The 12115-nt window shown below is 46.3% G+C and carries 12 protein-coding genes; all 12 read left to right on the top strand.

All coding sequences use genetic code 11. The features are described from left to right. Positions 1-6 precede the first annotated feature (6 nt). The 12 genes from ACFVQB_RS16985 to spoIVB all read left to right on the top strand — a co-directional run bounded on the left by ACFVQB_RS16985 (position 7) and on the right by spoIVB (position 12006). Positions 7-240 carry a DUF2273 domain-containing protein gene (locus ACFVQB_RS16985; RefSeq protein WP_379441196.1) on the top strand — a complete coding sequence of 78 codons (234 nt, stop codon included), beginning with the start codon at positions 7-9 and terminating at the stop codon, positions 238-240. A 194-nt stretch (positions 241-434) separates the two neighbouring features. Next, the gene (gene nusB, locus ACFVQB_RS16980) at positions 435-887 is read left to right on the top strand and encodes a transcription antitermination factor NusB (protein ID WP_379441193.1); all 453 of its coding nucleotides are present in this window, start codon (positions 435-437) and stop codon (positions 885-887) included. Positions 888-1155: 268 nt separating this feature from the next. Next, positions 1156-2013 carry a bifunctional methylenetetrahydrofolate dehydrogenase/methenyltetrahydrofolate cyclohydrolase FolD gene (gene folD, locus ACFVQB_RS16975; protein ID WP_053784414.1) on the top strand — a complete coding sequence of 286 codons (858 nt, stop codon included), beginning with the start codon at positions 1156-1158 and terminating at the stop codon, positions 2011-2013. 9 nt (positions 2014-2022) lie between these two features. Continuing rightward, positions 2023-3387, top strand: a complete 1365-nt coding sequence (xseA, locus tag ACFVQB_RS16970; protein ID WP_379441189.1) for an exodeoxyribonuclease VII large subunit — start codon at positions 2023-2025, stop codon at positions 3385-3387. Further along, complete coding sequence (xseB, locus tag ACFVQB_RS16965; RefSeq protein WP_024630990.1) at positions 3377-3634, top strand: exodeoxyribonuclease VII small subunit; 258 nt, start codon at positions 3377-3379, stop codon at positions 3632-3634. Before xseA ends, xseB begins: the two co-directional genes overlap by 11 nt. After that, on the top strand, positions 3627-4532 hold the full coding sequence (locus tag ACFVQB_RS16960) for a polyprenyl synthetase family protein (protein ID WP_379441185.1): 906 nt from the start codon (positions 3627-3629) through the stop codon (positions 4530-4532). The genes xseB and ACFVQB_RS16960 overlap by 8 nt, the downstream gene beginning before the upstream one ends. Positions 4533-4813: 281 nt before the next feature. After that, positions 4814-6721, top strand: a complete 1908-nt coding sequence (dxs, locus tag ACFVQB_RS16955) for a 1-deoxy-D-xylulose-5-phosphate synthase (protein WP_379441182.1) — start codon at positions 4814-4816, stop codon at positions 6719-6721. A 68-nt stretch (positions 6722-6789) separates the two neighbouring features. Then, a complete protein-coding gene (locus ACFVQB_RS16950) occupies positions 6790-7635 on the top strand; it encodes a TlyA family RNA methyltransferase (RefSeq protein ID WP_379441179.1) in 846 nt (281 codons plus the stop codon). An 81-nt stretch (positions 7636-7716) separates the two neighbouring features. Continuing rightward, positions 7717-8205: a hypothetical protein gene (locus ACFVQB_RS16945; RefSeq protein WP_379441177.1), complete on the top strand. Its 489-nt coding sequence runs from the start codon at positions 7717-7719 to the stop codon at positions 8203-8205. Between the two features lie 123 nt (positions 8206-8328). Beyond that, a complete protein-coding gene (gene ahrC / locus ACFVQB_RS16940; RefSeq protein WP_063565708.1) occupies positions 8329-8778 on the top strand; it encodes a transcriptional regulator AhrC/ArgR in 450 nt (149 codons plus the stop codon). A 57-nt stretch (positions 8779-8835) separates the two neighbouring features. Further along, positions 8836-10554, top strand: a complete 1719-nt coding sequence (recN, locus tag ACFVQB_RS16935; protein ID WP_379441173.1) for a DNA repair protein RecN — start codon at positions 8836-8838, stop codon at positions 10552-10554. A 120-nt stretch (positions 10555-10674) separates the two neighbouring features. Beyond that, positions 10675-12006 carry a SpoIVB peptidase gene (gene spoIVB, locus ACFVQB_RS16930; protein WP_379441170.1) on the top strand — a complete coding sequence of 444 codons (1332 nt, stop codon included), beginning with the start codon at positions 10675-10677 and terminating at the stop codon, positions 12004-12006. Positions 12007-12115 lie beyond the last annotated feature (109 nt).

Below are 12115 nucleotides of genomic sequence, written 5' to 3'. Positions count from 1 at the left end.
TCACTGATGCTGTGGAGAGAGATTTGGGATAGTCACAGAGGCCGAATTATCGGAATTGTCGGCGGCATCTTTTTTGGATTTCTTTATGTATGGATCGGTTTTTGGGATATGTTGTTCTTTGCACTCTTGGTGTTCATCGGTTATACGTTAGGCAGACGAAGCGACTCGAAGATGGGCTCGTTCATTCCCTGGAGGGAATGGGGGCAATGGCTCGGGGATCGCTGGCGTCCCTTTAAGTGAGCCACCTGAACCCTGCAATATGTTTCTTCCGAAAATAGAGCTGTAGTTTAGGTTGCCCGTTTTTTGGAGGAAACGATTGCAGGTTTTTTTGTGAAAAGGGATAACAATATAATAAGATCTCTGATTCCATCAAAGATTTTATATTTTAAAATAAGCATGATGACGCTCCAGAGGAGCGCTGCAGGAGGCAGGACATGAAAAGACGTTTGGCAAGGGAAATTGCAGTACAAAGTTTGTATCAGATGGAAATGAATGAAGTGGGCGCAGCTGAAGCTGTGAATATGTTGATCAATGAAGCCGCTGAAGACAATGAAACCGATGTGGTTATTCATGATGCAGATGTAATGCGTACCTACGTGACCGAAATGGTACAGGGCGCATGGAATAATAAAGAAGCGATTGACGGATTACTCGTCGATTATTTGAAAGGCTGGCAGATTAGCCGTCTATCGCGCGTAGACCGCCAGATTCTACGGCTTTCAACGTATGAGATGGTGTTCCGTGATGATATACCAGCAAAAGTATCCGTCAATGAAGCGATTGAATTGTCCAAGTATTTTGGTACAGATGAATCCGGTAAGTTCGTTAACGGCGTACTTGGGCGCATGATTCAGGAAGTCAGCACCATCAAAGCAAAACTGTCTTAAGTTACAATTAACTATAAGTGCGTGTTCAAAAAGACCGGTTTTCAGTACCGAGAAGATGGGATAAAGCTAGAAATGGAGTAGCGGAGCGTAGGGAAAACTACGTGAGCAACTACAATGTTTCCGAAGGAAACATACTTCGCAAGCATCCGCTTATTTCGGCTGAATTCCATATTCGATGCTGATGAAGCCGATAGGCATCCTTCGTAATCAAAAGCGGAATTTTTGAACAACCTCTAAATATATGTTCACATAAGGGAGAGAGAGTACAGTGACAGCATCTATTATTAACGGTAAAGAAGTATCCCAAGAGATCCGCGCAAGCATGACGACAGAAGTAAAACAGCTTAGCGAACAGGGGGTAGTACCTGGTCTGGCTGTTGTGCTCGTCGGGGAAGATCCGGCATCCCAAGTATATGTGCGTAACAAAGAAAAAGCATGTCACGACCTCGGTTTCTATTCCGAAGTTCATCGTCTGGATGCAAGCACGTCCCAAGAGGATCTGCTCGCTCTGGTGGACAAGCTGAACAAACAGGAATCTATTAACGGCATTTTGGTTCAGCTCCCATTACCGAAGCATATCGAAGAGAAAGCGGTTATCGACGCGATTGCCGTGGACAAGGATGTGGACGGATTCCATCCGGTTAACGTAGGTAATCTCGTCATTGGTGACGATAGTCTGTTGCCATGCACCCCTGCGGGCGTGATCGAACTGATCAAGCGTACGGGGCTAGAAATGTCGGGAAAACATGCCGTAGTCATCGGGCGCAGCAACATTGTTGGCAAACCGGTATCCTTGCTGCTTCAACGTGAAAATGCAACGGTAACGATGTGTCATTCCCGTACAGCGAATATGAAAGAGATCACGCGTCAGGCAGACATTCTTGTGGTTGCCATTGGACGTGCAAACTTTGTGGATGCCGATTTCGTCAAACCGGGTGCCGTTGTAATTGATGTTGGGATGAACCGTCTGGATAACGGCAAACTGGCAGGGGATGTGGATTTCGAAAGTGTGAAGACGGTATCTGGTCCAATTACACCCGTTCCTGGAGGCGTCGGCCCAATGACGATTACCATGTTGATGCAAAATACACTGATCGCTGCCAAACGCGCTCACGGATTGGCCTAGGTCGAATCTGTGGCAGATCAAAAGATCTACTCCATCAAAGACCTGAACCGATACATCCGGATGAAGCTGGAATCGGATCAGGTACTGTCGGATGTATGGCTGCGCGGAGAGATTTCCAATTTTACACATCACTCCAGCGGTCATATGTATTTCACATTGAAGGACAAGGACAGCCGGATTAAGTCCATTATGTTTGCTTCCCATAATCAACGATTGCCCTTTGTACCGAAGGAGGGTGCAAGGGTTATTGCTCGTGGTAATGTCTCGGTGTATGAGCGGGATGGACAATATCAGTTCTACGCCACACATATGCAACCGGATGGTATTGGAAGTCTGTATTTGGCATATGAGCAGCTGAAGAAAAAGCTGGAGGACGAGGGGCTGTTCTCTACATCACGGAAAAGGCAGATTCCCCGTTTTCCACAGACGATTGGTGTGGTCACTTCACCTACAGGTGCAGCGGTAAGGGATATCATGATTACATTGCAACGCAGATATCCTTCTGCCCAAGTGATTCTATATCCTGTACTCGTTCAAGGTAAAGGTGCGGCTCCTTCCATTGTGAAGGCTATCAACAATTTGAACCGAATGGGCGAAGCCGATGTGCTGATTGTCGGACGAGGCGGAGGATCACTGGAGGAGTTGTGGGCTTTCAATGAGGAGATCGTGGCAAGAGCGATTGTGGGTTCGGCCATTCCTGTGATTTCAGCGGTTGGGCATGAAACGGATTTTACAATTGCTGATTTTGCCGCTGATCTGCGTGCGGCAACGCCTACGGCTGCTGCCGAACTGGCTGTACCCAATCGAGCTGAGCTACTTGATCAGATCGCGCAGCGCCAGCGTCAGCTGCAGCACAGTTTACGTCAGCGTGCTGTTCATAATCGGGAACGACTGGCCAGATTGCAACGATCACCTGTACTTGTGCATCCCAGACGCACCTTAATGCAACATACGGAGCGACTGGATATGCTGCAACAGCGTCTTCTGCGAACTGTAGATACTCGTGTGAAATGGACAACTGAGAAACAGGAGCGTTTGCGTGCAGCGCTGCAGCGATTTAATCCTCGTGAACAGGTGAATGCAGCAAGACGGGAGAATGCATCAGCCCGGCGTCAACTGGAGGTTGCAATCCGATCCATTACGAGAGCGAAGCAGCAACAGTGGAAATCATCTGTGCGGCATCTGGATGCGCTTAGCCCGCTCAAAGTCATGTCACGCGGATACAGCCTTGTATATGACGAACAGGAGCAACGATTGATCAAATCGATGAAGGATGTACAGCCTGGAGATTCGATAAAGATTAAATTAACAGACGGACAGCTGGACTGTCAGGTTTGGGGAATGAAGGAGGACGACAATACCCATGGCGAATGAACCGGAATTGAATTTTGAAGAGGCAATGGCGGCATTGGAAGACATCGTAGGTCAGCTTGAACATGGTGATGTTCCATTGGAACAGGCCATCGATTTGTTTCAGCGCGGAATGAAGCTTTCCCAACTTTGTGGTTTGAAGCTGGAACAAGTGGAACGTAAGATCGAGATGATCGTAGAAGAGGATGGAGAACTTCGCAAGAAACCGTTCGGCACTGCCGTCGACGAAAGCGGTGAAGTCAATGAGTAATCGTCCTTCGTTTGCAACGTATCTTGAGGAAGTCACAGCTGAAGTGATGGGAGAGTTGAAGCAAACTCTTCCAGTTCACTGGGATGTACCTCAGTCACTGGTTGACGCGATGCAGTATTCACTTATGGCCGGGGGCAAACGCCTTCGTCCACTTCTGGTCGTTGCTGCGGCGGAAGCCTTCGGTGCACAGCGTACAGCTGCATTGCCGGTAGCCTGCGCCGTGGAGATGGTTCATACGTATTCGTTGATCCACGATGACCTGCCTGCCATGGATAATGACGACTATCGCAGGGGAAAGTTAACGAATCACAAAGTATTTGGTGAAGCGACAGCTATATTGGCTGGCGATGCACTGTTAACGCATGCTTTTTACAGTATCGTTCAGTCAGGTCGTCGCAGCGGTGTGTCAGCAGATGCATTATTGTCCATTGTGGAGGAATTATCCGAACTGGCTGGAGCAAGAGGCATGGTTGGCGGACAAGTGGCTGATATGGAAGGCGAGCAGGGTATGACCGATCTTGCTCAACTGCAATATATTCATCTGCACAAGACCGGAGATTTAATTGTGTTTTCCCTCATTGCAGGTGCTCGTATTGGTGGTGCGACAGAAGGACAGTTGGAGGCGCTGCGCGTATTTGGTAGAGACCTGGGGCTGGCTTTCCAGATTCAGGACGATATTCTGGACCTGACGGGTGACGAGCAGAAAATGGGCAAGAAGACGCAAAGTGATGTGAATCAGCAAAAGGTCACATACCCTTATTTTATTGGTATGGATGCCTCCCTTCAAGAGGTGAAGTCCCTTACGCAATCTGCGAAAGATGCACTCGGCAGAGCGGAGTTACCGGACCCTTCCAGACTGATGGAGATTGCAGATTATCTGATGAGTCGAGATCATTAGTTTGGGTTGAGCGTCGCTGTTTCAAATCACCCAGAATCGTGTAATCAATTTAATGTGCTTTTTCTGGGCTTCATGAAGAGATTCTGTTCCAAGTGGGTTTGGAAATACATATTGAGGAAGATCATACGAACCTTGCTGGCGAAAATGCTCGTTATCTGGAGTATAGTGCCGTAAATTATGATTCTTGTTCTTTTATGTTATAATGTTTTAATGTCATTTAATAAACTGAGTATATATGGATTACACCAAATCAAACAATCTAGGAAAGCGGGGAGATTCTCGTGCTGCTTCCACAAATTAAACAACCCAGTGATCTAAAGTCGATGTCTCAGGATGATCTCGTTCTTTTGTCGGCAGAGATCCGGCAGTTTCTGATTGAGAAGCTGTCCGTTACAGGGGGCCATCTCGCACCCAACTTAGGAGTGGTTGAGCTCACGGTAGCCCTGCATTACTGCTATAACAGTCCAGTGGACAAAATGATTTTCGATGTAGGGCATCAGGCTTATGTGCACAAGGTTCTAACGGGGCGGATGGATCGCTTCGATACCCTGCGTCAGCATAATGGCTTGTGCGGATTTGTTAAACGTAACGAGAGTGAACATGATGTATGGGAAGCCGGTCATAGCAGTACATCGTTATCTGCTGCGATGGGCATGGCGCTTGCCCGTGATCTTAAGGGTGAAGACAATCAGGTTATCGCGATGATCGGGGATGGAGCGCTTACAGGTGGTATGGCCTTTGAAGCTCTCAATCACATCGGTCATGAGCAGAAAAAGCTGATGGTTATCCTCAATGATAATGAAATGTCCATTGCTCCGAATGTTGGGGCTATGCATAAATATTTGAGCAAAATTCGTTCGGATCGCCATTATTTGAAAGCCAAGGATGACGTGGAAGGAATGCTCAAAAGAATTCCTGCCATAGGGGATCGTTTGGCCAAATCGGCGAGCTGGATTAAAGATAGTGTCAAATACATGATGGTTCCAGGAGTTCTGTTCGAAGAGCTGGGCTTCACCTATTTGGGACCCATTGATGGACACGACATTCCTAAATTGATTGAAACGTTTAAACAGGCGGATAACGTGGATGGTCCTGTAATGGTTCATGTGCTGACAACCAAAGGCAAAGGCTATCAGCCAGCTGAGGCCGATTCACACAAATGGCACGGAATTTCTCCGTACAAAATTGAATCAGGTCAAGTGCTTAAAGCTGTAGGCAAACCGATGTATACGGAAGTGTTTGGTAAAACGTTGATTGATCTTGCGAAGCAGGATAAACGAATTGTAGCGGTAACACCAGCTATGCCAACAGGTTCAGGCCTCATTCCTTTCAGTAAGGAATTCCCTGATCGCATGGTTGACGTGGGTATTGCCGAACAGCATGCAGCAACCATGTGTGCAGCACTGGCTATGGAAGGGTTAAAGCCGGTTTTTGCCGTTTATTCGACGTTTATGCAACGTGCGTATGATCAGATTGTACATGATATTTGTCGTCATAACGCCAATGTCATGTTCGCTATTGACCGTGCCGGATTTGTCGGTCCAGATGGTGAAACGCATCAAGGTGTGTACGATGTGGCGTTTATGCGTCATATTCCTAATATCGTTCTGATGATGCCTAAGGATGAGAATGAACTGCGCCATATGATGAAGACGGCGCTTGAATATAATGAAGGTCCAATTGCTTATCGTTATCCACGAAACAATGTTATAGGCGTGCCTCTTGACGATGAACTCATTCCGATTCCAATCGGTACATGGGAACAGCTTCGTCCATCTGAAGGTTATGCTATCATTGCTTCGGGATCGATGGTACAGCTTGCTGAAGAAGCTGCAGAGACCGTTAAAAGAGAAGGTATCACGGCTGGCGTAATTAACGCCCGCTTCCTTAAACCTCTTGATGAGCAGATGCTGCGTGATCTCGCAGTTCGAGGCACAAAGTTAATTGTGCTTGAAGAAGCCTCACAAGCAGGAAGTATGGGCAGTGCAGTTCTGGAGTTTTACGCAGAACAAGGGCTGCATGATGTTCATGTGCAACTGATGGGCATTCCGGATCGATTCATTGAACATGGCAGTATTGAGGATCAAAGAGCTGAAGTGGGACTCACGGTTGAGAATGTGAGCTCGGAGCTGCGCAGTATGGCAGCCCAATCTTCATATGGTATGTCCAGAACTCGGTTTCCTTCATAACTGGAACAATTAGAGAAACTGGAACACATTATTGATTAATTAGGATAACTACATGATAGGAGAAAGACATGTCACTCCCGAAAGAACGAATTGATGTTCTGCTGGTTGAGCAGGGATATTATGAAAGTCGTGAGAAGGCAAAAGCTGCAATCATGGCTGGATTAGTATATGCCAACAATGAGCGGATTGAAAAAGCGGGCATGAAGATTCCACGGGAAGCCGAACTTAAAGTAAAGGGTTCAGTACACCCCTATGTCGGTAGAGGCGGATTAAAGCTTGAAAAAGCGATCCGTCACTTCGATCTCGATATGAATGGACTTGTGATGCTCGATATCGGTTCATCCACTGGCGGTTTTACCGATTGTGCCCTACAACATGGTGCATCTCATGTATATGCCATCGATGTAGGTTATAACCAGCTGGATTGGTCACTCCGTAATGATGAACGGGTTACTGTAATGGAAAGAACCAATTTCCGTTATGTGACTCCCGAAGATCTCCATGGACCTGTGCCGAACTTTGCCAGTATCGATGTATCCTTTATTTCGCTGAGAATTATTTTGCCGCCGTTGCTGGCACTTCTGAAGCAACCGGCAGACATTGTAGCGTTAATTAAACCTCAGTTTGAAGCAGGTCGTGAGAAAGTCGGCAAGTCTGGCGTTGTTCGTGAAACTAAGGTTCACAAGGACGTTTTGCAGACAATGCTTCGTTTCGCCAATGAACTTGGATTAAAGCTGAAGGGTTTAACCTTCTCGCCGATTACAGGCGGCGAAGGTAATATCGAATTTCTCGCTCACTGGCGTCTGGAAGAACCAGAGGCAACACAACAAGAGAACGTTCAGGCTTCACTTGATGCACTTGCAGATCAAGTTGCAATAGAAGCTGCACATACTTTTACAGGAAACTCATCATAGGATGGGTTTCTTTTCGCTGGAAAGGTGACATCCTAAAAGGAAATCGGTTGTCGAATCTCGAATATGTCTTCGAGGTGAGCGATGATGGATGGGCAATATGACACAATTGTTATTGGTGTACTTGCTGTCTGTTTGATTATTTGGCTGTTCTTTGGCTTTCGGACTTGGGTTAATCGTCCGATTCCGGTAAGCTTGTCGGGTATGCAACTGAATTCAGAAATTCAGGATTCACCGGTAGTGGATCTGCTTGAAGCGGAAGGGTATGAAGTCATCGGAGGTAAAATGAAAGTTCCTTTAGCCTTTGAAGTGGATGAATCCGTTTATTACAGCAGGCTTTTCATTGATTATGTAGCAGAGCGAGATGATGAGAGATATCTGGTGAAAACGTCCCGTCGCAGGCAACCTCTTGAACTTACTGGGCCATCCCTGCGAGATCGCTTCCTGTATTATTTATTGTTATATCCCGGCTGTGAAGGGTTGCTGTATGTGGACATGGAGGAATCGGATATCAAGGTAATAAGACTCATGGACTATCAGGAAGACGTGTACGATGGAGATGATCTGGACTAAGGGTATTTATGGCACCTGAAAGTTGTTTATATAACGAAAGACGAATTGCAGGATGGTAAACTTTATGGAAATTAGAATTAGCCGTCTTATTGCAATACATTGAACTTTTAACTGGAGGCATGTATGAAAGGACAACGACACATTAAGATACGTGAAATCATTAGTCAAAACGAAATAGAAACCCAGGATGATCTGGTTGAAGCTTTGCGTAAATCCGGATTTCAGGTGACTCAAGCCACCGTATCCCGGGATATTAAGGAGCTTCTTTTAATCAAGATCCCTATGGATGATGGACGATATAAGTATTCGCTGCCTACAGACCAACGATATAATCCGATTCAGAAACTGAAACGCGCCCTCGTGGACAACTTCTTACACATTGATCATACAAACAATCTGGTTGTGATGAAGTGTTTGCCTGGCACAGCGAACTCCATTGCTGCCTTGCTCGATAATATTGAGTGGACTGAAGTGATGGGCACCATCTGTGGAGATGATACCATACTCATCATCTGTCGGACGGAAAGTAACAGCGTGACCGTAATCGAGCGGATTATGGGTTATATTTCCTAGAATATAATGGTTCAAAAACATAATTTCTGAGTGAGTCATCCGGAGGTGTTTTTGCAGATGTTAGTTACATTATCGATTCGTAATCTGGCTGTTGTAGAAGAAGTTGATGTAGTTTTCCACCCTGGATTCCATGTTTTGTCTGGTGAAACAGGAGCGGGTAAATCGATCATTATTGATGCCCTGGGTTTGATTGCAGGTGGACGAAGCTCGGCCGATCTGATCCGTTATGGATGTGAGAAGGCCGAGATGGAGGCTTTGTTTGAAATGGAGCCAAGCCATCCGGTATGGGAAACGCTGGAGAAGCTTGGCATCCATTGTGAGCCTGAGGAGCATCTCGTGATTCGTCGTGAACTAAATACCCAAGGTAAAAGTACATCTCGTATTAACGGCCAATTGGTCAATTTAACGATGCTCCGTGAAGTCGGAGAAAAATTAATTAATATTCACGGACAGCACGAACATCAAAGTTTGTTGCGCGCAGAAAGTCATCTGGGGCTTCTGGATACATACGGGGCAGCAATCATCGGTCCAGTCAAATCGGAATATCAGGAACGCTACAGTAAATTTATTACTGCGGAAAAAGAATTGCGTGCACTTCAGGAATCCAGTCAACGTGCGTATCAATTGCTGGACATGTATCGCTTTCAGCTTGAAGAGATTGCAGCTGCTTCTCTAACGCAGGGTGAGGATGAATTACTCGGAGAAGAACGGGTCAAACTATCCCATAGTGAGAAAATGATGGACAGTGTTGCTGGTGCATATGATTTGCTTAGCGGTCAACGTGGGTTAGAAGCTGTAAGTATCGCACTGTCACGAATTGAAGATATATCGGGATATGACAGCAAAGGCTTGCAGCCTATTGTTGAACAGCTCCAGTCAGCATTTTATCAGCTGGAAGACGCTACGTTTCAGTTGCGTGATTATCGGGAGAAGATCGAATTTAACCCGGGTAGATTGGAAGAAGTGGAACAGCGACTGAATCTGATTTCTGGCCTCAGACGGAAGTACGGCGACAGTGTGGAACTTATTTTGAATTATTATGAACAAATTAGTCATGAAACCGACCAGCTGGAGAACAAGGATGAACGTCTGGAGAAGCTGCGTAATGAACGTGACAAATTGCTCAAATTAGTCATGGAGTCTGCGGAGGAACTCAGCCGGGTTCGCAAACAATGTGCAGAGGAACTTGCAGCGCAGGTGGAAAGTGAGCTGAAGGATCTACAGATGGAGAGAACGACGTTACGAGTTCAGATTACGCCTTTTGAAGATGCAAAAGGGATTGAATGGAATGGGCGTCGCATTCGTCTTACGCGTCAGGGTGCAGATAATGCGGAGTTCCTGATTTCTCCGAATCCAGGTGAGCCTTTACGTCCGCTCGGCAAGATTGCTTCCGGTGGTGAGTTGTCCCGAATGATGCTGGCGATGAAGAGTATTTTCGCACGTCATGACCGGATTCCGGTGTTGATCTTTGACGAGGTGGATACCGGGGTAAGCGGAAGAGCAGCACAATCCATTGCGGAGAAATTATACCGTCTGTCCTCCACTTGCCAGGTTTTCTCTATTACTCACTTGCCACAGGTCGCTTGTATGGCAGATCATCAGTATCTCATCGAAAAGCATGTTTATGACGGGCGCACGATGACACAAGTGGAATCGCTGTCAGACGAAGGCAGAGTGAAGGAATTGGCACGTATGCTGGGCGGTGTGGAAATTACAGAAAAAACGCTGCATCATGCACAGGAAATGTTGAATTTGGCGGAAGCCAAAAAAGGGTGAAGCGAGCGGCTGGCGTAATGATTGACAGTAATAAAAGCCTGGGGGCGAGGTTATCTTATAGGTACGCAATTGGCGACCACCTTTCGTCAAGCGAAAGAAGCAAAGGGAGTGTGACAGCCATTGAATTCCCCCCTCAGGAAGAAATTGCTAGGTCTTTTATTTGCCTTCTTTCTATGTGTGATCAGCCAGGTCATTCAGCCTGTACAAAGTTATGCTTCATTGCCTGATGAACTTCAGGTATTTGCAGGCAGGCAGGCTGACGTTCATCTCGCTGTACCGGCTGCTTCAAGCGCTGTTGTGGATCGTCCTGACATCGTTGGTTTTGATGGAAAGGAAACTGCGGTCCACGTAACGAAGCAACAACCTTTGCATCTTCATCCCCAACAAACGGGACATGCCAAATTAACGTTGAAGTTGTGGGGCAAAATTCCGGTAAAAACGGTTAATGTAAACGTAATTCCGGATTTGCGTGTAGTACCCGGGGGTCAAACCATTGGCGTCAAAGTGAAATCTGCAGGTATTCTGGTTGTAGGGCACCATCTGGTTCGTTCTGGACAAGATGAACGTGTATCCCCTGGAGAATCAGCAGGCATCAAGCTTGGAGATTTGATTACCCATATGGACGGTAAACGTCTCGAAGGTGTATCGGGTGTAGCTGAAGCGGTGGAGCTTGCAGGCAAGAGTAAAAAAGGAATTGATGTCGTATTAAAACGCGGCAAAGAAACGGTTAAAACCCGTTTGACACCGGCTTATGATGCAGAAGACAAAGCCTGGAGGCTTGGATTGTACATTCGTGACTCCGCTGCAGGTGTAGGGACATTAACCTTCTACGCTCCGGATCAAGGCGTTTATGGCGCACTGGGACATGTCATTACGGATATGAACACGCAGACCTCCATCGTCGTCGGTAGTGGTCAAATCGTTCAGTCCAATGTAACATCGATCTCCAAGAGTGAATCCGGTGATCCGGGTGAAAAAAGAGCTCATTTCCTGAAAGAAAGCAAAATTTTGGGCAATATTGAACGTAATACGGCTTTTGGTATCTTTGGTAAAATGTCTGGTAATCCTGAACATAGTTTGTATTCAAAAGGCATTCCCGTTGCGTTCTCCCATGAAGTAAAGGAAGGTCCGGCGGAAATACTCACAGTCGTTGAGGGCCAGCAAGTGGAACGTTTCTCGATTGATATTGTTCACGTAGCAGACCAATCCGAACCGGCCACCAAAGGTTTGGTGCTTCGTATCACAGATCCGAAGCTGCTGGATAAGACCGGAGGCATTGTACAAGGCATGAGTGGCAGCCCCATTGTGCAAAATGGAAAATTGATTGGTGCCGTGACCCATGTGTTCGTCAATGATCCGAAATCAGGTTATGGCTGCTTCATTGAATGGATGCTACAGGATGCAGGAGTCATGATGAAGAAGGAACATGCAAAAAACCTTAAGGCGGGTTAACCCCCTTAAGGTTTTTTTGTCGAATGAATACATATAATATCGGATAATGAAATAAATTATTTATTATATAGCAACTAGAAAAAAAAATAAAGAAAAATAATTTTCGACA

It is taken from the genome of Paenibacillus sp. NPDC057886 (assembly GCF_042796655.1).
GTDB lineage: Bacteria > Bacillota > Bacilli > Paenibacillales > Paenibacillaceae > Paenibacillus.
Note: the sequence above shows the minus strand (reverse complement) of the source record. Positions and strands in the feature narration are given on the sequence as shown.